20 protein-coding genes are annotated in these 19,593 nt (G+C 39.9%); 10 read left to right on the top strand and 10 right to left on the bottom strand.

Annotated elements, in window-relative coordinates:
• Nucleotides 1-114: 114 nt before the first annotated feature.
• Nucleotides 115-1,311: an MFS transporter gene (locus MHI20_RS17445; protein ID WP_073415861.1), complete on the bottom strand. Its 1,197-nt coding sequence runs from the start codon at nucleotides 1,309-1,311 to the stop codon at nucleotides 115-117.
• Between the two features lie 31 nt (nucleotides 1,312-1,342).
• Nucleotides 1,343-1,948, bottom strand: a complete 606-nt coding sequence (locus MHI20_RS17450; RefSeq protein WP_017358446.1) for a TetR/AcrR family transcriptional regulator — start codon at nucleotides 1,946-1,948, stop codon at nucleotides 1,343-1,345.
• A 137-nt stretch (nucleotides 1,949-2,085) separates the two neighbouring features.
• Here MHI20_RS17450 and MHI20_RS17455 point away from each other — a divergent pair, with 137 nt between their 5' ends.
• The 3 genes from MHI20_RS17455 to MHI20_RS17465 all read left to right on the top strand — a co-directional run bounded on the left by MHI20_RS17455 (nucleotide 2,086) and on the right by MHI20_RS17465 (nucleotide 3,777).
• Nucleotides 2,086-2,271, top strand: coding sequence for a hypothetical protein (locus MHI20_RS17455; RefSeq protein ID WP_041507606.1), 186 nt, complete (start codon nucleotides 2,086-2,088; stop codon nucleotides 2,269-2,271).
• Between the two features lie 103 nt (nucleotides 2,272-2,374).
• Nucleotides 2,375-2,827 carry a MarR family winged helix-turn-helix transcriptional regulator gene (locus MHI20_RS17460; protein ID WP_019743356.1) on the top strand — a complete coding sequence of 151 codons (453 nt, stop codon included), beginning with the start codon at nucleotides 2,375-2,377 and terminating at the stop codon, nucleotides 2,825-2,827.
• A gap of 56 nt (nucleotides 2,828-2,883) precedes the next feature.
• Entirely contained in the window at nucleotides 2,884-3,777 is an 894-nt protein-coding gene (locus MHI20_RS17465; RefSeq protein WP_283933325.1) for an alpha/beta fold hydrolase, read from the top strand.
• A gap of 35 nt (nucleotides 3,778-3,812) precedes the next feature.
• Here the strand turns inward: MHI20_RS17465 and MHI20_RS17470 are convergent, their stop codons facing one another.
• On the bottom strand, nucleotides 3,813-4,961 hold the full coding sequence (locus MHI20_RS17470; RefSeq protein ID WP_024719179.1) for a type II asparaginase: 1,149 nt from the start codon (nucleotides 4,959-4,961) through the stop codon (nucleotides 3,813-3,815).
• 695 nt (nucleotides 4,962-5,656) lie between these two features.
• Here MHI20_RS17470 and MHI20_RS17480 point away from each other — a divergent pair.
• A protein-coding gene (locus MHI20_RS17480; protein ID WP_340937443.1) for an IS3 family transposase occupies nucleotides 5,657-6,807 on the top strand; the annotation gives its coding sequence in 2 pieces (ribosomal slippage) (nucleotides 5,657-5,930 and nucleotides 5,930-6,807; 1,152 coding nt in all).
• A 160-nt stretch (nucleotides 6,808-6,967) separates the two neighbouring features.
• Here the strand turns inward: MHI20_RS17480 and MHI20_RS17485 are convergent.
• From MHI20_RS17485 to MHI20_RS17505, 5 genes are all read right to left on the bottom strand, one after another.
• Nucleotides 6,968-7,729, bottom strand: a complete 762-nt coding sequence (locus MHI20_RS17485; protein WP_041507603.1) for an SDR family NAD(P)-dependent oxidoreductase — start codon at nucleotides 7,727-7,729, stop codon at nucleotides 6,968-6,970.
• A gap of 111 nt (nucleotides 7,730-7,840) precedes the next feature.
• Complete coding sequence (locus tag MHI20_RS17490; protein ID WP_019743360.1) at nucleotides 7,841-8,218, bottom strand: MmcQ/YjbR family DNA-binding protein; 378 nt, start codon at nucleotides 8,216-8,218, stop codon at nucleotides 7,841-7,843.
• 151 nt (nucleotides 8,219-8,369) lie between these two features.
• Nucleotides 8,370-9,263, bottom strand: a complete 894-nt coding sequence (locus tag MHI20_RS17495) for an alpha/beta hydrolase (RefSeq protein ID WP_281201678.1) — start codon at nucleotides 9,261-9,263, stop codon at nucleotides 8,370-8,372.
• 190 nt (nucleotides 9,264-9,453) lie between these two features.
• Nucleotides 9,454-10,893 carry a DHA2 family efflux MFS transporter permease subunit gene (locus MHI20_RS17500; RefSeq protein ID WP_041507133.1) on the bottom strand — a complete coding sequence of 480 codons (1,440 nt, stop codon included), beginning with the start codon at nucleotides 10,891-10,893 and terminating at the stop codon, nucleotides 9,454-9,456.
• Between the two features lie 72 nt (nucleotides 10,894-10,965).
• Complete coding sequence (locus MHI20_RS17505) at nucleotides 10,966-11,544, bottom strand: TetR/AcrR family transcriptional regulator (RefSeq protein WP_039169846.1); 579 nt, start codon at nucleotides 11,542-11,544, stop codon at nucleotides 10,966-10,968.
• 197 nt (nucleotides 11,545-11,741) lie between these two features.
• On the opposite strand from MHI20_RS17505, the gene MHI20_RS17510 reads away from it, so the two are divergent.
• Nucleotides 11,742-12,458 carry an alpha/beta fold hydrolase gene (locus MHI20_RS17510; RefSeq protein WP_235123210.1) on the top strand — a complete coding sequence of 239 codons (717 nt, stop codon included), beginning with the start codon at nucleotides 11,742-11,744 and terminating at the stop codon, nucleotides 12,456-12,458.
• A 75-nt stretch (nucleotides 12,459-12,533) separates the two neighbouring features.
• Here the strand turns inward: MHI20_RS17510 and MHI20_RS17515 are convergent, their stop codons facing one another.
• The gene (locus MHI20_RS17515) at nucleotides 12,534-15,050 is read right to left on the bottom strand and encodes a helix-turn-helix domain-containing protein (RefSeq protein WP_235673350.1); all 2,517 of its coding nucleotides are present in this window, start codon (nucleotides 15,048-15,050) and stop codon (nucleotides 12,534-12,536) included.
• 123 nt (nucleotides 15,051-15,173) lie between these two features.
• On the opposite strand from MHI20_RS17515, the gene MHI20_RS17520 reads away from it, so the two are divergent.
• From MHI20_RS17520 to bglS, 3 genes are all read left to right on the top strand, one after another.
• The gene (locus MHI20_RS17520) at nucleotides 15,174-15,557 is read left to right on the top strand and encodes a tautomerase family protein (protein WP_024719188.1); all 384 of its coding nucleotides are present in this window, start codon (nucleotides 15,174-15,176) and stop codon (nucleotides 15,555-15,557) included.
• Nucleotides 15,558-15,584: 27 nt separating this feature from the next.
• On the top strand, nucleotides 15,585-16,220 hold the full coding sequence (locus MHI20_RS17525; RefSeq protein ID WP_024719189.1) for an FMN-dependent NADH-azoreductase: 636 nt from the start codon (nucleotides 15,585-15,587) through the stop codon (nucleotides 16,218-16,220).
• A 208-nt stretch (nucleotides 16,221-16,428) separates the two neighbouring features.
• Entirely contained in the window at nucleotides 16,429-17,160 is a 732-nt protein-coding gene (gene bglS, locus MHI20_RS17530; protein WP_024719190.1) for a beta-glucanase, read from the top strand.
• 42 nt (nucleotides 17,161-17,202) lie between these two features.
• Here the strand turns inward: bglS and MHI20_RS17535 are convergent, their stop codons facing one another.
• Entirely contained in the window at nucleotides 17,203-17,604 is a 402-nt protein-coding gene (locus tag MHI20_RS17535; RefSeq protein WP_039169850.1) for a MerR family transcriptional regulator, read from the bottom strand.
• A gap of 223 nt (nucleotides 17,605-17,827) precedes the next feature.
• Between MHI20_RS17535 and MHI20_RS17540 the strand changes: the two genes are divergently transcribed.
• Together MHI20_RS17540 and MHI20_RS17545 are read left to right on the top strand one after the other, a co-directional pair.
• Complete coding sequence (locus tag MHI20_RS17540; RefSeq protein ID WP_050826995.1) at nucleotides 17,828-18,877, top strand: NAD(P)-dependent alcohol dehydrogenase; 1,050 nt, start codon at nucleotides 17,828-17,830, stop codon at nucleotides 18,875-18,877.
• Nucleotides 18,878-19,124: 247 nt separating this feature from the next.
• Complete coding sequence (locus MHI20_RS17545) at nucleotides 19,125-19,586, top strand: CarD family transcriptional regulator (RefSeq protein WP_159145435.1); 462 nt, start codon at nucleotides 19,125-19,127, stop codon at nucleotides 19,584-19,586.
• Nucleotides 19,587-19,593 lie beyond the last annotated feature (7 nt).

The following is a 19,593-nucleotide window of genomic DNA, read 5'->3' on the forward strand; positions in this document are numbered from 1 at the left end:
AAAACATGTATTAGATTAACATGTATAATACCTTTTCAACAGGGACCTTGTGATTATTTTTCAATCATCTATCCAAAAGGAACAAAAAAAAGAGCCCTAGTTAGAGCCCCTAATCTAATCAGATTCAACCGTCGCCTTCCCCTTCCAAATAAGGGTTAAGCCTAATCCAAGAAATAAGACAACACCTGCAAACAGGAAAGGGAAATGAATATTTTGATCGAATAAAATGCCGCCAAGTGCCGGGCCAAAGATCGTACCAAGACTTGTGTAGGTAGAGTTCATCCCTGCGACAAACCCTTGCTGATTGCCAGCGATTTTTGATAAGAAGGTCGTGAGTGCAGGGCGCAATAAATCGAACGCAAGGAAAATCACACACGTCACGATCAGCACAACCATAAAGCCTGACACGACTGTGGAAACAAAAGCGAGAACTGCTCCAACAATCAAGCATAGTTGAATAACTCGTTTCTCCCCAAGCGCATTCACCATTTTACCAAACACGAGGACTTGGATGATGACGGCTACAATTGAACTGACGGTAATGATAATCGCAATATCCTTCGGACCAAATCCAAACTTGTGATTTGTAAACAAGCTAAAGACCGTTTCATATGCAGATAGTCCAAACGCCAGCACAAAGACAATGATGAAGGCGATGAGATAACTTGGATGAATCGATTTTTTCAAGTCTTTAAAGAAGGTCGATTCTTTCACTTGATCCATTTGTTTCTCTCGCTCTTCTTTTGTTAATGGTTCCTTCAGCATAAACATAGACGAAATCACAGCAATAAATGCAATCCCTGCTGCAAAGAAAAACGGCAGGCGAACGCCATATTCTGCAATAAATCCGCCAATTCCCGGGCCGATGATAAATCCGGTACTAATAGCAGCGGATACATACCCCATTGCCTTTGATCTTTCTTGAACGGTTGTGATATCAGCGACATAGGCAGTGACAGCCGGCATGATAAATGCCGCACTAATACCGCCTAGAAGCCTTGCAAAATACAGAACATACACATGTGTCCCAAGGCCAAAAACGAGTTCTGATAACGCGAATAGAAACAGCCCAGACACAATCATGATCTTTCTTCCGTATCGGTCTACCCATCTTCCCGCAATAGGTGATGCGATAAGCTGTGCAACAGCAAACGCCGCCACAAGATATCCCATCGTACTGCCCGTTAAATGCATGACATTCATAAAGAGCGGCATGACAGGTATAATCAGACCGATACCTAAAAACGCAATAAATATATTACTTAATAAAATAACAAGTACCGCTTTTTGCTCACGAATCGGTTTTTGCATGATGTTTGTTTCCCCTTTACTGACTCACTTGTTACTCATGATGGTTGATTCCGTGAATAAACAATGAGATCGCCTCTTTTTGTAATTCCTTTTTCTGCTGCATCGTGTCATTTTTATATAACACGTCTAATCCATAGAATACGGAAAGTAATATTTTCACTTTTGATTCAACATGCTGAATCGACCAGCTGCCATCTTCGTTTCCTTCAAGCAGGATGTCTCGCATTACATCATCAAAGTCTACATCAATCTTGTTCAGCCGCTCCATGACTTCATCTGATGTAAATGCACTGGCACAGAATTCTTCACTTGCTCTCATTAAAGGATAGTTAATCCCCATTTGACTAAGCAGCTCTGCAAACCCTGCGAGCTTATCAATGGCCCGGTGCAGCGTTTGTTTCTCTTCATGCCACGTCTCCATCATGAATCGATGATCCTCTTCCATAATATGAAGGAACAAAAACTCTTTTCCTTTAAAATGATGATAAAGGTTGCCTTTACTAATCTCAGCCGCCTCTAGAATATCTCGCACGGATGTTTCAGAATATCCTTTTTTCGCAAATAAATCACGTGAAGCGGTGACAATCTTCTGCTTCGTCTTTTCACTTTTTCCAGCCCCGCTTTGTGCACTTGTCATCTATGAACAATCCCTTCTACCTTGCTTTTCTTCACACGGACAAATAAAACCGACCAGTTGGTTTATTTTTTTATTATAAATGGAGATCGCCCATAATACAATGAAAAAGGCATCGACTTCCTAAGGAGTGAATCTAAGTGAAAACAAACAAAACGATCATTTATGCCATCACCAAAAAGGACGTATACTTGTTTTTCTTTTATGATCTATTCATTGCCACCTTAGCCTACTACATGTTCAAAATCAAACCAACTATGTTTTATGAATGCTTAGGGATAACAGGAAGTATTCTTTGTCCATTGTTGATGAGAAAGTGGAAGTAGAGGTCATTTTCTCATCACATCTATCCCTCTTATATTTAATTTTAATTAACATTTAACTTCACTTAAATATTAAGATCGCATATAATATAGGAGAAAAGAGGTGATGTCATTGGATGAGGATATCATTCATTACAGCAAAAAAATCATTGAGTACTCAAACGCACTAGGCTCTATCTATGTAGAAGAGTATCAACGATTCTTGAAAAATGAGTATGCAGATTTAACAAGCAAACAAGAACTGACACTTGAATTGCTGCGGTCGAAGACGAGAACAATCAATGAACTAGCTGATTATTTCTCCATTTCATCTAGTGCCGCTAGCCAGCTCATATCAAAGCTTGAACAGCTTGGATATGTGAAAAGAGAGATTAATCCACATAACCGTAGAGAAATCATTGTTGATTTTGCTCAAAAGGGCCATGACTATCATAAAGATATTGAAAAAATTCAGCTACATCTTATTCAAAAATACTATGCCAAGCTTTCAAAAGAAGATCTAAAAACATTATTATCGCTTTACGAAAAAATCTATCAAATTGCGAAAGAAACGCCTTAACCCGGCCTTTCATGCATGAATATGTAAGCTAGATAAACGATGAAGGGGATGATCATATGGACAGGATTCATTTGCAAGATGGACGTCATATTGGTTTGTCTCAATACGGTGATCTTGAAGGATTCCCAGTATTCTTTTTTCATGGGACACCTGGATCGAGAGTGATGTTTTTAGATGATGATCCAATCTCAAAAGAACTTGGCATTCGTCTCATTTCTTTAGACAGACCTGGTTTTGGTTTATCTGATCCGCAACCTGACCGCACCATTTTAGACTGGGCAAAAGACGTACAGGAAGTGGCCGATCATCTTGACATCTCCCATTTTTCAGTGATTGGTGTCTCTGGAGGTGGGGCATTCGCTGCTGGTTGTGCCTATCAATTGCCAGATCGCATTCTTTCGGCTGCTCTCGTCTCAAGTACCACCCCATTTCAGGATGGTAAACCGCCTAAAAGTATGCTAAAGGAGAACAAGATTGCCTTTTTCCTCAGTAAAAGAATGCCTTGGCTCTTAAAGGCAAGTTATCGCGCTCAGAAAAAACTAATTGAAAAAAAACCAGAGAAATTCAAGAAACTAACGAAAAAAGGGAACAAACATTTACATCCATCGGATCGGCAATTTCTTCAAACCGATGAGCAACTGGAGCTGATGATGATGCATTTATACGAAGCCACTCGTCAATCGGTTGATGAATGTATTTATGAGCCAGATTTACTGTCGCGGTCATGGGCATTCGATATGAAAGATATACAAATCCCTGTGGATGTCTGGCATGGAAAAGAGGATCAGATGGCCCCTTTTGAAGAGATAGAAAGCATTGCTCCGAACATTCCAAACGCCAAAACGCACTATATCGAGCAAGCAGGACATTTTCTTACTGATATAGATGATGTTTGGAGAGACATTTTACTCTCTTTAAAAAAACGGGCTGAACATCAGGTACACATATAAAAAAAGACCCAATGATACGTCGGGTCTTTTTCTTTTTAATACTGCTCGTAATAGGATTGAATTTTATCTGGATCTTTTGTTTTCGTCAGAGCCAGCATGAGTAGAATGCGGGCTTTTTGTGGATTTAATGAATCCGATGAGACAAAATGATGTTCATCATCCATTTTTTCATGTGTGACAATGCCATTTCCTGCACGGCTTGACCTCACGATCACCACGTCTTTCTTCACTGCATCTGTTGCCCCATTGATCGCTTCTGTTGACATCGTTCCATTTCCTGCGGCGGCAACGACAATGCCTTTCGCTCCTGCTTTCACCGCAGCATCATACACATACTTTTGATCATTTTGATAGCCGTATAAGATATCCACTTGCGGCAGCTCTTTTAGCTTTGAAATATCGAATTCACTGTCAGCTGTATGTTTTCTTGTCGGTTCGTTATAAAAAGAGACAACTTCACCCGCCACTTCTCCAATGTACCCTTGCTCAAGAGACTTGAACGAATCGGTTGTGGTGGTATTTGTCTTCGTAATAAAACGAGCAGAGGCAATTCGGTCATTTAATGTCACCATTACACCTTTGCCTTTGGCTTCTTTTGTCGAAGCAATTTTCACTGCATGATACAGGTTAAGCGGGCCATCCGCACTAATGGCAGATGCCGGCCTCATGGAACCCACAACCACCACTGGCTTATCACTTTTTACAACCAAATGTAAAAAATAGGCCGTTTCTTCTAAAGTATCTGTACCATGTGTCACCACAATGCCATCCACTTGATCATCATTTAAAAGCTGATTGACTCGTTTCGCTAATTTTAAAAGAAGAGCGTTATCCACATTTTCACTGCCGACGTTCGCTACTTGCTCACCCGTGACATTTGCAATATCCTTCAGCTGTGGTACGGAAGCAATGACTTTATCGATTCCAAGTGCACCAGATTTATATCCAGTCGTATCTGTATTACTATCTGAACTACCGGCAATCGTTCCGCCTGTTGCCAACACCTTAATATTGGATAAAGATTTGTTCCCTGTCTCAACAGCCGTGTTTTTTTCTTTTGTTTCACTGGTAGTGCTTTCTTGATTACTTTGATTATTCTCTTGAGTGCTATCGTTCGCACAAGCTGCGGTCACCAATAGTGAAACAGAAAGAAGGGTAGCACCAAACCATTTTGTTACGTTCATAAGATCATCTCTTTTCTTAAATGTGATGAATAATTATCTGTCTATAGGGTTTACTTTATACCATTCCTTCATTCATCAGCATGAGGTGAAAGTCACAGAACCAAATAAAGTAAAAAGGACACTATTATCAAAATTTATTTATACCATAATACCTAAATTGACTTCAGAAATTGTTCTCAACCCATTTATGATAAAATATAGGAAATCTTACAAAAAAGGAGTACATACAGTGCGTTCCGTTCAACCATTTTACAAAATCCTACTCACACTATTCTTCAGTTCCATTTTACTCAGCTTGTTCGTATGTTTGTATCCACCGATTCAGGGCGAGCCTGCATTTATGATGTTTTACACTCCCATCTTTTTTGTTTATTATTTCATCTTTGCGGTACCTTTACAGTTGTTGTTCTCTTTACAGCCCAAGGCTTTTCATCCTCTTTATTTAGCGGCTTACTTACTGATAGCAATGATTGTCATGCTTTTTGTTATGGATGGAATTGAGAGCTCCACATCCCTTCCGATCATAATTGTCAGCAGTCTCATCTACTGGACCTGCGATTCTTTCATTCATCAAAGAAGTATAAAAAAAACACCTAATGTGGGACTGACCCCCTAAGATGAGACAAATAAAAAACACCTTCAAGTTTGAAAACGGATCGTTGTGATCCGAAATAAAACATGGAGGTGTTTTTTCTATGGGGACAAGAGTGAGTTATCCGGTTGAAGTTAAACAGAAGGCTGTGGAAATGAGATTGGCAGGCGTACCTATGAAAGAGATCATGCAGGAATTGAATATCAAGAATAAGACGCAGGTTCAGACATGGGTGAGATGGCATAAAACTGGGGATACACACAGGTTCGAACAACCTGTTGGAAAACAATATACCTATGGAAAGGGTCCAGAGTACTCTTCTGAATTAGAGAGACTGCGGGCAGAAAATCGCTATTTGAGTCAACAGAATGAAGTTTTAAAAAAGTACAACGAATTGGAAAGGAAGTTGATAAGGAAACGTCAATCAAACTGGTAGAAGAATTGTGCAAAACGATGACGGTACAGGACATCTGTGTCCATTTAGGCATCTTACGTACTTCGTATTATAGATGGAAAAAGAATTTGACTCAGACTCATTCTAAAAGACAACTAGAGAAACAGATCGGCACGTTGTGCCGAAAGCACAAATATCGATATGGTTATCGGAAAATCACAGCCATACTAAAAATGAGAATGCGTATTAACCATAAAACTGTTCAACGTATCATGCAGAAAAACCAGTGGCAATGCCGGGTTAAAATGAAAAAGCGTAAGAAGAGTGGGCAGCCTTATGCCGTAGCCGGTAATATACTGGATCGGAATTTTCAGTCTGATCGCCCTCTTGAAAAACTAGTCACGGACATCACGTATTTGCCTTATGGACAGAAACAATTGTACCTTTCCAGTATATTGGATTTATATAATGGAGAAGTGATTGCTTTTACGATTGGTGATAAGCAGGACACAGACTTTATCTTAAACACACTTAATCAGCTCCCAGCACTGCCTGAGAATTGCGTGTTACATAGCGATCAAGGTTCTGTGTATACATCTTACGAGTATCAGAAAGCTGTTCATATAAAAGGCATTACCATGAGCATGTCCCGCAAAGGGACGCCCGCTGATAATGCCTCCATCGAATCGTTTCATTCCTCACTAAAGTCCGAAACGTTCTATCTTAACAGGATTGATCGCACTACGACCACCATCGTAGAACGCACTGTCAAAGAATACATTTATTATTATAACAACATTCGTATTCAAACGAAACTAAACAACCAATCACCGATAAACTATCGGCAATTGGCTGTATAAAGGTGTTTTGATTCCTGTCTCAAAAACGGGGGTCAGTCCCTGTATAGGTGTTTTTATCTATTCTAGTATGTGTTGACAGTGCTCCACATTATCCAAGACATCTTTCGGCTCGGTATCCTGCTGATCACTAAGAGAATCTATCCTCAGTGATTGGAACTTTTTATTTCATGCTTGTGCCAGCGTGTGAAAAAATGGGGTCCTTCAATTCAAAATCAAATGTCTTCCCATCAACGATACCAACTGTTTTTGAACTGTCGTAAAGCTCAAGCAAGCACGCTGCCATTTCTTTTGATGTGTGATATTTCTTGATAGTGCCTTCATATTCGAATTGATCGACATCTAATGAACGCTTTGCAAATTCCGATTCTGTCGCAGCAGGCGCTAATACTTTTGCCTGTAATTTGGCTCCTTTTTCTTTCAATTCTAGGGCCAGCCCTTCTGTAAAGGCGCTCACATAAAATTTCGTGGCTGAATAAGTGACAGCATTGCCGACGACGGTATAACCCGCTCTTGAAGAGATATTGATTAGCTGCGTCCCCTCTTTTTGCTCATAATCACGGACAAACAGAGTGGATAAAATTGTTAACGCTTCAATATTGAGATGAAGCATGTCGCCAATTTTTTTCACATCCTGCTCTCCTATTGAACCAAAATGGCCAAACCCAGCATTATTAATGAACGTATCCAGCTCATCACCAGCTAATGACTCATAGAAAGAATACACTTGCTCTCTGTCTGTTAAATCAACAGACTGGACTTTCACTTGAATATCGGGATATGTTTCTAGAATCTTTTCTTTCAGTTCTTGGAGTTTATCAAGCCGGCGTGCAGCTAAGATCAGATTTTTTCCTCTTGCTGCAAAGGCCAAAGCCGTTTCATATCCAATACCTGAACTTGCCCCTGTAATGACTGTATAGCCCATTGTATATCCCCCTATTCGTATCTTCTAGCTGTTTAAAGTATAGCGAGAGCATGTGACTCTAGTCAATTTTGAAGAGATTCAAAGAGACATGAACAACTGAACGTTCAGCATTTAATCGGTTTCTTTTGAATCATGTTGGAGGATAGCCTGCTGAGCTTTTTTTGTTAATTTGTGAAAAACCAGTTGATAGGAATGTTCAATTAGCTCTTCGACAAATGAAGATGGAATATCTGCATCAAGATAAATAGAATTCCAATGCGTCTTATTCATGTAATAGCCGGGAATAATTCCTTCATGCATTTCTCTTAATTCTTCAGCGCGTTGCGGATCACATTTTAAAGTGATGACTGGCTTGCGATCGACGTCTCCCCCCATCATGGCGAACATCTTTCCACCTATATGATAACGATCTGCCTGCCACTCAGGTTGATAGTCGTGGGTTGCTCCTTGTAAAGAAAGACAAAATGCCTGTAGTGTCTCTTTTTTCATTCTATTAGCTCCTTTTTTAGTTGTCTTCTATCTTTCTATTATATCGACAGTTGTGATTGTTGTATCTACACTTCTTTTCAGGACGTCAGCAAGAACACAAAAAAAGCACAGAAAAAAAGGTCTGTGCTTTTTACTGATATCCGAATATTTCTTATTCAAACGCCTTCTTAAGCTGATCGCTCATCAGATGCCAAGCCTCTTCAGCTATCTCTAAATCTCCGGCATGAGTGAACGCATGAGGGACTCCTTTAAATTGTTTGTATGTGACATCTACCCCTGCTTCTTTTAACTTGTCCGCATAATGCTCAGCTTCTTCAGCTAGTGAATCTTTCTCAGCTGTGATAACAAGAGCTGGGGCCATTTGTGCTAACACTTCTCTCTCTGCAAAGACTGGAGAAACGAGCGGATTGTGCGGATCTTGACCTTGCAGGTAGAAGGCATTAAACAGTCTCGCCATTTCAACTGGAATTGCTTCTTCAAACGCTGGCTTTTGTGCTGGATCAGTAGCCAAATCAAGCGGTGGATAGTCAAGCACTTGATAGACAATCGGAAGTTTGTTCCCTTTTTGGATATCAAGCAAACAAACCGCTGTTGCCAAGTTCCCGCCTGCACTATGACCGCCAATGGCTATTCGATTTGGGTCTATTTGTAGTTCATCAGGATGTTCATATAACCATTTCATCACATCGTAGCATTCATGAAGAGCAGCCGGAAAAGGGTGTTCCGGTGCCAGCTGATATTCCACATTGACAACGATACACTCCGCACGATCTGCTATGACCGGACACCAATGATTATCCATTTCAGCACTTCCAAGTATAAAACCGCCCCCATGCAAATTCACGAAAACAGGAAGGGGTTGTTTCAATGTTTTCACAGGTTTAAATACCCACACCTTTGTTTCACCAGCACCCGTTGGGATATCATATTCCATTTTGTTCACTTCAGGAGGGTGGACTGGCTTTAGTTCTGATTGACCAGCTAATGAATCTTCAGCTGGTTGACGCAATGAATCAGCCATTTTAATTTGTTCGTCTAAGTTCATGATCTCAGCTCCTATCTTATTCTTTTATCTCTATCCATTCGTTACGAATTTCGCCTTTTCCTTCAATGTCGTCAGAGAGTCGTTGCTTTTTATCTATCTCCCCATTTTCAGCTCCTTTGAAACAAACATTCACCCCTATGAGTAAATAAAAAAAGCACTGCGGCGCTAAGTCCTCAGTGCTTTTCATATATTATGATACTTGTTGTTCTACTTTCACTCGTTTAATAAAGAAAGCAATCACCAAACCAATCACTGTCATGATGACAGCAAAGATAAAGGCATGCTGGACGCCATTTGTAAAGGCGAGCAGCTTATTGACTGGATTTGCGGGATCAGCCACATTTTCCATAAAACTGCGCGCTCCTGATGAAAGGATCGAGATACCAACCGCAGTCCCAATCGCTCCTGACACTTGCTGCAATGTATTCATAATCGCTGTACCGTGCGGATATAGCTCTGGCGGCAGCTGATTTAATCCATTTGTTTGGGCAGGCATCATGATCATCGCAATTCCTATCATTAACGTAATATGAAGCGTCACGATATAACCGATGGACGTATTCACACTTAAGTTCGTGAAGCCAAACATGGTCGCTGCAACGATGACAAGGCCTGGGATGACAAGCCACTTCGGCCCAAATTTATCAAAAAGCCCACCCATGATTGGCGATAACAGTCCATTGATAATTCCACCTGGTAATAGCATTAAACCTGCTGTAAATGTAGAAAGTGCCAATGACGTTTGCAGATATAATGGCAAAATCATCATAGCAGACAGCATCACCATCATACACACTAAAATCAGAAGTAACCCGATCACAAACATTGGATATTTAAATGGGCTTAAATTCAACATCGGTTCTTTCATGTTTAACTGTCTTAGGGCGAACACAAGAATACCAATGACACCTACAACAATCGCCACAATCACATGCATACTGCTCCAGCCGCCGCCTTCACCAGCACTGCTAAAGCCATACACAATTCCACCGAAACCGATGGTTGATAGCACAATCGATAAAATGTCGATTTTCGGTCTTGTGGGTTCCGTAATATTTTGCATAAAAATATACCCAAATACGAGTGCAGCAACTAATAGCGGAAGCGAAATCCAAAAAATCCAATGCCATGTTAACGATTTAAGAATAAGACCAGAGACCGTTGGACCAACTGCTGGGGCAAACATAATGACAAGTCCGATAATCCCCATTGATCTACCTCTTTTATGAGGCGGAATGATGACCAAAATCGTATTAAACATCAATGGAAGGAGCAAGGCTGTTCCTACTGCCTGCACCACACGTGCCACCATTAAAATACTGAAGACTGGTGCAACGGCCGCAATAAATGTACCGATGATCGAAAAGACCAGTGAAGTTATGAAAAGCTGTCTTGTTGTAAACCATTGAAGAATGAGGCCTGAAATTGGAACAAGAATCCCTAGTGTTAATAAATAGCCGGTTGTAAGCCACTGAGCAGTCGTTGCTTCAATACCAAAGTCTAATGTTAAACTTCTCAGCGCCATGTTGAGTGCCGTTTCACTAAACAGTCCAATAAATCCAGCTGTGATAAATGAAATAATAATGGGCAGCGTTCGAATGTCGGAAGCTGCTGTTTGCTGTTTGTTCATATTAAGTTGGCTCCTTTTCTTTTTCAATATTGAGCAATCTTAGGAAGTCAGGCTAGTCAGAAATGAGCCACTTCATTGTCGTTGAAAAACAGATAAAATTTGTTTTTCCGCAGCGAATTGTGCAATTTTTTCGATTGAGTAGCCGGATTCATGAATATAGAACATGAGTTCAGGCGTCATTGGAGAGGACATACATAATGTCGTCAACTCAATGTCTTGTATGTTCGCTTCTCCTTTTACTTTCGCTTCCTCGAGCAAATCACGAATGATTTGTTTGAGTGATTGACTGTAATGACAATCATATACTTTACTTGTCTGCTCTAAGTTCCCAGAGATTGTGAGCATGCGAATCCAATCTAAATGATGACCGACGATGAGATGAATTTCTTCAAGAACATATCGTAAACGCTCACGAACCGGCTGATCACTGATTTTACTTAAGTAAAGATGCAACGCAGGGATCAGTTGTTCAAATTTTTCTCCAAGGATCGAAAGGCATAAATCACTTTTATTGGCATATCGGCGGTAAAGAGTACCCTGTCCAACACCAGCTGTTTTAGCAATTTTATGCATACTGACATTCTCTACACCAAACTCTTGAAACAAAGAAAAAGCGACCTCTTCAATTTCCTTTCCAATATCCTTTTCCATGATGCTTCACCTTCTTTACCTTCATCCACCTTGCATATATCTCTATGTGTAAATCAAATTTCTTTCATTTTCATTAGGACAATTGTACCGGTATTATCTTACGGACAACTGTCCGCTTTGTCAATCATTCTTTTTTAATCGATATCATTTGACTGGATCTCTAAGTGTAACTATAATAGTTACATCAAACAATTGAGGTGATCTTATTGAATACATTCCTATTCGTTCATGGTGCATTTCAAGGTGGCTGGTGCTGGGACCAAATAACACCTGCTCTTCAACAAAAAGGTCATAAAGTAGTTGCAATTGATTTACCTGGCAGCGGCGAAGATGTTACGCCTCCACAGGACGTATCACTAAAAAGCTATGTAAAAAAAGTTGTTTCAACAATTGAAAAAATAGACCAGCCTGTCATTTTAGTAGGACACAGTATGAGCGGAATGGTCATATCACAAGCAGCAGAGGAAATACCAGAGAAGATCAAAAAACTTGTATACGTCTGCGCCTTTGTTCCAGAGAATGGACAGGCCGTCAGTGATATTGCATCAGGTGGTCCTAAAGCAGCGTTGAACGAAAAGGATCAGACCCTCACATTAATAGAAGAATTCATTGCAGAGGATATGCTCAACGAAAGTTCGGAGGAAGATCTGCAATTGTTCAAAAGGAATATACGCCCACAGCCTGTTCAGCCTTTTGAAGATAAGGTATCTCTAACAAATATACGCTTTGGACATGTGCCTAGCGTCTATATTGAAACAACAAAAGACCGCTCCATTCCGATTGACTTGCAAAGACAGATGTATGCCACTAGACCTTTTGAGCGTATTTATACCCTTGATGCTGATCATTTTCCTTTCTACTCGCGAAAGAAAGAGTTTGTGGAGTGCCTAGTTGACATTGCCCAGCCACGGTAAGACATGAAATAGCATAGAAAAAAGGCCTTAGACAAAGACCTTTTCAGATTTTTGATGAAGGGCTAAAATGATCTTTTAGCCCTTTGTCTTATTCTCATATTCATCCAACCATGTGATGAGCTCATCCTTATAAAGCTGTTCCCCATACCTTACTGCTTCTTCTATCAGATGGTGATCATGGTTCTGTCTGATAAGAATGAGTGCCTGCTGATAATCTTCAGTCACAGGCTGTTGAAATGAAGCTCTATTTATTTTTTGAAACACGCCAATCATGATACTTGCTTCGTGATAGCATTGTCTTGCCACTAATGAAAGAATGATTCCTATTAATCCACGAGTGAAAATCCATCCGCCTTGATACATTAATCCCAGCGTCAGGACCTTTTTAAAATACCGAATAGATTGTTTAGTATGGCCTTGTTTCAAAGCTAGATAACCTAGGTTCTCATATGGTGCTGACAGCTCCCACTTATCGTTTACTTCTTCAAAGTACTCAATACTGCTCTTGAACAGTTTAGCTGCTTGCTCATCATTTCCTTGCTTCATTTGAATCAAACCATACGCATTATAAGAACTAGCATTATTCCATCCATCCTTTGCTCTTGTAGCTACCTCTATGCTTTCTTTAATATAACGTTTGGCTGCCTCTAAGGAGTGAGTCTTTAAAGATATATAAGTCATTAAGCGCAGAGAAGATGAAATATAAGAAGACATTTTATATTTCCGGGCTATTTTTAAACTTTTAGATGCACTGATCAGTGACTGATTATCCTGTCCCAAAATAAAGAGCAGGACGCCTTGTCCATGATATACTTTTGCCAGCAATGAATCATGCCCATCACCTGCTGGCAGTACACTGAGAAAACGCTCAAACCAAAGAACTCCTTCATCTGTGCTGCCTTCATGCACCCAAAACCAATACATCGCCCCAATTATACTCAAACCTATTCTCTTCTCTTGTTCATTAGTCTGTGTATAGCAGGATGTGAGGATATGAAGAATATGAGCATATTCATCTCTGATGGATGCTAGAATAATATCTCGGCTTGATGTTCTAAACTTCTTATCCATTTCAAGAACAAACTGTTGATAGTACGTCACATATTGAAAACGAATGACTTTTCTACATTCCTCACTTTCTAATGCATTGAACTGCTCTTGTGCATACTGTTTAATTCCTTCTAATAAAAAGTACCTCACTCGACGCCCGTCTATTGACTGTTCAATCGAAAGCAATGACTTATTCACTAAGCTAGAAACCAAATGTAACACTTCGTCACTCTTTCCCTCTATTAGAGAAGATGATCCGCAAACCTCTTCAACGGCCTCTAAAGTAAAACTGCCTACAAACACACTTATTTTTCTAAGTAATTTTTGCTCCTCTTGTGTCAGCAATTGATAACTCCATTCAATCGCAGCCTTTAAAGTCTGTTGACGCGGGGCTGCCGTTCGTTTTCCTTGTGTTAGGAAGGAGAGCAATTGATCTAACCGCTCTAAGATCTGCTCTAGTGTCAAGATATTCAGACGGGAAGCAGCTAATTCAATAGCTAATGGTATCCCCTCCAGCCTTGTACATATATCAGCGATGAGTTGTATATTGTGTTGAGAGATAACGAGATCAGGAACAATGGATTTCGCACGTTCAATAAAAAGACGAACCGCTTCAAATTCTAGTAGATGTTCCATCTGATAGCTTTCATCTTTCTTTGGTTTTGTTAAGGGATAGAGCCGATATACCCGCTCTGCCTGAATATTGAGCGGCTCCTGGCTCGTTGCGATAATACTGATATTTGGTGCAGCAGACAGAAGCTGATCTATGAATTCTGCACATTTTTGAATCAGGTGTTCACAATTATCAAAAATGAATAATAGTTTTTTATGACCGATAAACTCGAGGATGGATTGTAATTCTGGCTGATTGGACCTTTCTTTTATTTCAAGCTGTGAATAAAGAAAATGTGTGAATAAAGCTGGATCTTGAAGTGAGGAGAGCTCCAATACATACATACCATCTTCATATAGATTTGACAGAGTTTGAGCTGTTTTCATCGCTAAAGATGTCTTCCCAATTCCTCCAGGACCTACAACCGTTACACATTGAGGCGTCGCTAGAAAACGATGTAGATCCTCTATTTCCTTGTTTCTGCCGATAAAGTGGTCCATTCTTTTCCCCATCACAGTTTGTAATGAATCTGTATGTAATGTCTCCGTTGGCGTGTCAATCAGGTTCAGATCACTTAACTCACGCTGAGTGAGCAGATGATTAAACCAAACATCATCGAATGAAGGAAAGGAGCGGTTTGATAAAGAATTTGCCTCAAACGCTCGTTTTGCTGCTCCCCAAAGGTGTTGAGCTTCTTGTTTTTCTTGACCCTCTATAAACTTTTCTTCTATCAAAAAAGTATAAATGAGCTTTTTTAAGTTCGTTACACTTGGCATACGCTCACCGTTTTCCCATAACTGTACAGTTCTAGTATCTACACCGATCAACCTTGCTAAATCGATCTGCCTCATTTTTGTGCTGGCATTACGGGGCGGTCTTGTCCTTAATTGTTTTATGAGTTGATCAATCCAAGCTTCATGGTTTGTCATTTTATCACCCAGATTCAATTTTCTTTTATTCAGACGAACAAACACGAACTAACCTACATTCTTAAAATTCCTCTCTAGCGGTAACATCATCATGTACCCATCAAACAAATAGGAGTGATGAATATGCCTTTAACCCGTGTATCTATGATCAAAGGTCGTTCCCTTGAGGCTAAAAACGAAATAAGAGACATAATTGGACAGGTCATTGTTGACCACCTAAAGGTTCCTAGTGATGATCGTTTTTTAATTATAGAGGAACTCGAGAAAGAAAACTTCAATTTTCATCCGACTTGTTTAGAAATTGAACGATCTGATGAATTGTTGATCGTACAAATATTTTTAAATATTGGCCGTCCAACAGAAATGAAAAAGGGATTTTATAAAGAATTAAGCAAACAATTGCACCAATCCGCCAACGTAAGAACAGAAGATCTATTTATCAATTTGATCGAAGTAACCCAGGATAATTGGTCTTATGGAGACGGAATCGCACAATTTGCCCTTTAAACTACATTTGAAAGGAAGAGAAACATTATGAGTACCCTTTTATATATTACCGCACACCCAAGCAGTCCTTCTAAATCATACAGCTTAACTGTTGGAGAAGCATTCATCAGCGCCTATCAAGAAGCACATCCAGAAGATCGAGTGGTTCGCCTTGATTTATATAAAACAGACATCCCGCAAATTGATCAAGATGTGATTGAATCTTGGGCAAAGCTGCAATCTGGACAATCATTTGACGAATTACAGCCAGATCATCAGTTAAAATTAGAGGCCCTTGCACATTTGCTTGATCAATTCTGTCAGGCCGACAAGTACGTGTTCGTCAATCCTATGTGGAATTTTTCACATCCACCTGTCATGAAAGCCTACATTGATGCCATTTGTATGCGCGGTAAAACCTTTCAATATACAGAACATGGACCTATTGGACTATTAAATAACAAAAAAGCAATTCACATTCAGGCATGCGGGGGCATCTATACGACCGGACCCCAGCAGGACAAGGAAATTGGCAGCAGACACTTACAAACCGTTTTAAACTTCATCGGTGTAACTTCCTTTGATAAGATCTTAGTAGAAGGCATATCTTATACACCCCATTTAGCCGAAGAGATTAAAACAGCGGCAGTTGATCAAGCTAAAGAAAAAGCAAAAGTTTTTTAAAATAAAAAAGGCCAAAAACTCAACTATTCTTTATGAGTTTTTGGCCTTTTTCTGTTTATACCATTCTCTTTCATAACTTCTCATGAAAGAAGAGAAGAATCTAGCAAAAAGTCTCCTTTAATATCATATATTAGACCGATTTTCCATGTTAAGAGAATCATGTATGATCAAAAAGAAAACGCTTTCAAAAAGAGAGGGGAATGCCTTCATGTCTTACCGTGTAAAACGAATGTTGATGCTGCTTGTCACTGGATTATTCTTAAGTTTGTCCACATTTGCTGCAAGTGCCTCGGCACAAACGGGTGGGTCGTTTTATGAACCGTTCAACAACTATAATACCGGGTTATGGCAAAAAGCCGATGGGTACTCAAACGGAAATATGTTTAACTGTACGTGGCGCGCAAACAATGTCTCCATGACGTCGTTAGGGGAAATGCGATTATCGCTCACAAGTCCTTCCTATAATAAGTTTGACTGCGGAGAAAACCGTTCTACTCAAACATATGGCTATGGGCTTTATGAAGTCAGCATGAAACCAGCCAAAAATGTTGGGATCGTGTCTTCGTTCTTTACTTATACGGGACCGACTGATGGTACGCCTTGGGATGAAATCGACATCGAATTTCTAGGAAAAGATACGACAAAGGTTCAGTTTAATTATTATACCAATGGTGTCGGAAATCATGAAAAAATCGTCAACCTTGGTTTTGATGCAGCAAACTCTTATCACACATATGCGTTCGACTGGCAGCCTAACTCAATTAAATGGTATGTGGACGGTCAATTAAAACATACGGCTACTACTCAAATCCCTCAAACACCTGGAAAGATTATGATGAACTTATGGAATGGTGCAGGTGTCGATGAATGGCTCGGCTCCTACAACGGTGTTACCCCACTTTACGCTCATTACAATTGGGTGCGTTACACAAAAAGATAACCACATCACAAAACCTGTGACAAGTCACAGGTTTTTCTTCATTTAAATAGAGCTCGTTTTTAATTGATGAACTAGTTTTTGTTCATAGCTGTGGATAATATCTTCATAACTTTCGATCTTGTAATCTAACCGTTTAATCGTTTCTTCGATTTCCTTTTGTTTGTCTACGAGTCTTTCTCTCTCATTGACCAAAATACTCTTTCTTGAGGACAATGTACGATCCTCTCCCTCGATAAATAAAGCCGTATATTCTCTAAGAGCATCAATTGACAGACCCGCATTTCTCATACATTTAATAAATTCTATCCACTGAATATCTTCTTCTGTATAATCACGAACACCATTTTCATCACGCCTGATCGGTCTAATTAAACCTATATTCTCATAATACCTGAGCGTAGCAGTAGATAAATCGAGCTGTTTGGCGGCTTGTGCTATTTTCATTGTTTTCACCCTTCTCTTCTTTCTCTTACTTGACGATCTCCCTTTTCCCATCATCTCCATTTTTATCGAGAAGACAAGATACTTTTGGCTCAAATCTTGATTCAAGGTTGATGCTAAAGCCTGAATTGAGGCGATCAGAGGGTTCTATGTTGACTTAAAGTTCACTTTAAGACGTACAGTATAGAGGAAGGACCGAATCTTACTTTTGAAAGGATGATCAAGAATGTGTCAGACGCACCAATCAAACGTTTTAAGTGTTTCCCATGCAAAAGCAAACTTTGAACGGACAACCATTGAACGAAGAGCACTTCGTCCACATGATATTTTAATTGATATTCAGTTTAGCGGGATCTGTCATTCAGATATCCACAGTGCCTTTGATGAATGGGGCGGCGGTATTTTCCCAATGGTTCCGGGTCATGAGATTACTGGAGTTGTTTCAGCTGTTGGGGATGCTGTCACGAAATTCAACATTGGTGATCGTGTAGGCGTCGGTTGTTTTGTCGATTCTTGCGGTACATGTGAATATTGCCAAAATGGAGATGAACAATATTGCAAGAAAGGAGTCGTTCAAACTTATAATAACCTGGATTATGATGGAGAACCAACTTACGGCGGCTACAGTCAGAAAATTGTTGTGACAGAACGATTTGTTGTCAATATTCCTGACCAGCTCTCCCTCGATGTCGCCAGCCCCCTTCTTTGTGCCGGCATCACAACGTATTCTCCGTTAAAACACTGGAAGGCTGGGCCTGGCAAAAAAGTGGCGATTGTCGGAATGGGCGGTCTAGGTCATGTCGCCATTCAATTTGCACGCGCACTTGGCGCTGAAGTGACTGTATTAAGCCGCTCTTTGAATAAAAAAGAAGAGGCGCTGTCATTTGGTGCAAAAGACTATTTTGCTACAAGTGACCCTGATACGTTTAAGACACTAGCCGGTCAATATGACCTCATTCTCAATACCGTCTCTGCCAATATCAACGTGGATGCCTATTTGTCCTTACTTCGTGTTGACGGAACATTAGTAAACGTCGGTGCACCACCAAAGCCAGACAACTTCCATGTGTTTTCATTAATTACGGGACGTCGCAGCATCGCCGGCTCACTCGTTGGCGGCATCCAAGAAACACAAGAAATGCTCGATTTCGCAGCTGCTCACAATATCGCACCACAAATTGAAGTGATCAACGCAAACCAAGTCGATGAAGCATATGAACGTGTGCTCAATAGTGATGTGCGTTATCGGTTTGTGATTGATATTTCGACATTATGATCGGATTCTATTTGGAAAGACTAGCTCAATGGCTGGTCTTTTTAATGGTCGATATCCTGTTTTTCTTGTAGCAAGGATTCTTGAGGATATACTCAAAAATCATCCGAAATTTCCATAAAAAATCTCTCTTTTTTAGAACAAAATTTATTGACAAAAAATAAATAAACATGTTATTATTAAAAATTTGATTATTTTACCCATAAGTGTGGTACCCTTAAAGTAGATACATGATATGGAGGCGGATGATATGTTTCAAATTGGTGATAATATTGTTTATCCAATGCACGGAGCAGGTATAATTGAAGCCATAGAAGAAAAAGAATTCTCTGATGAAAAACAATCGTATTATGTCATTAAGATGGCCGTTAGCCATATGAAAGTGATGATTCCTACAAGGAAGATGTCAAGGTCAAAGATAAGACCTGTTACAGATATACTTGCCTTAAAGAACATCATACACACTTTCCAAAATGGAACATCAGATAAGTTATTGCCATGGAAAGAGAGATATAAAATCAACACCGACAAAATCAAAACGGGCGACATACTAGAAGGCGCTGAAGTGGTACGTGATCTCATGCGAATGAAGAAAGAAAAAAAACTGAATGCAAGCGAAAAGAAAATGCTCGACGATGCTTATGGTTATTTGATTAGTGAGCTAGAAGTCATCAAAGGAATCACTGAAAAACAAATCAAGAGTTTCTGCTAATATTGTC

It is taken from the genome of Bacillus sp. FSL K6-1106 (genome assembly GCF_038005245.1).
GTDB lineage: Bacteria > Bacillota > Bacilli > Bacillales > Bacillaceae > Bacillus > Bacillus altitudinis.

Coding starts and splice junctions, on each gene's coding strand:
- MHI20_RS17445 (WP_073415861.1), bottom strand. CDS start 1,311: ATGCAAAAACCGATTCGTGAGCAAAAAGCGGTACTTGTTATTTTATTA.
- MHI20_RS17450 (WP_017358446.1), bottom strand. CDS start 1,948: ATGACAAGTGCACAAAGCGGGGCTGGAAAAAGTGAAAAGACGAAGCAG.
- MHI20_RS17460 (WP_019743356.1), top strand. CDS start 2,375: ATGTCATTGGATGAGGATATCATTCATTACAGCAAAAAAATCATTGAG.
- MHI20_RS17465 (WP_283933325.1), top strand. CDS start 2,884: ATGGACAGGATTCATTTGCAAGATGGACGTCATATTGGTTTGTCTCAA.
- MHI20_RS17470 (WP_024719179.1), bottom strand. CDS start 4,961: ATGAACGTAACAAAATGGTTTGGTGCTACCCTTCTTTCTGTTTCACTA.
- MHI20_RS17485 (WP_041507603.1), bottom strand. CDS start 7,729: ATGGGCTATACAGTCATTACAGGGGCAAGTTCAGGTATTGGATATGAA.
- MHI20_RS17490 (WP_019743360.1), bottom strand. CDS start 8,218: ATGAAAAAAGAGACACTACAGGCATTTTGTCTTTCTTTACAAGGAGCA.
- MHI20_RS17495 (WP_281201678.1), bottom strand. CDS start 9,263: ATGAACTTAGACGAACAAATTAAAATGGCTGATTCATTGCGTCAACCA.
- MHI20_RS17500 (WP_041507133.1), bottom strand. CDS start 10,893: ATGAACAAACAGCAAACAGCAGCTTCCGACATTCGAACGCTGCCCATT.
- MHI20_RS17505 (WP_039169846.1), bottom strand. CDS start 11,544: ATGGAAAAGGATATTGGAAAGGAAATTGAAGAGGTCGCTTTTTCTTTG.
- MHI20_RS17515 (WP_235673350.1), bottom strand. CDS start 15,050: ATGACAAACCATGAAGCTTGGATTGATCAACTCATAAAACAATTAAGG.
- MHI20_RS17520 (WP_024719188.1), top strand. CDS start 15,174: ATGCCTTTAACCCGTGTATCTATGATCAAAGGTCGTTCCCTTGAGGCT.
- MHI20_RS17525 (WP_024719189.1), top strand. CDS start 15,585: ATGAGTACCCTTTTATATATTACCGCACACCCAAGCAGTCCTTCTAAA.
- bglS (WP_024719190.1), top strand. CDS start 16,429: ATGTCTTACCGTGTAAAACGAATGTTGATGCTGCTTGTCACTGGATTA.
- MHI20_RS17535 (WP_039169850.1), bottom strand. CDS start 17,604: ATGAAAATAGCACAAGCCGCCAAACAGCTCGATTTATCTACTGCTACG.
- MHI20_RS17540 (WP_050826995.1), top strand. CDS start 17,828: ATGTGTCAGACGCACCAATCAAACGTTTTAAGTGTTTCCCATGCAAAA.
- MHI20_RS17545 (WP_159145435.1), top strand. CDS start 19,125: ATGTTTCAAATTGGTGATAATATTGTTTATCCAATGCACGGAGCAGGT.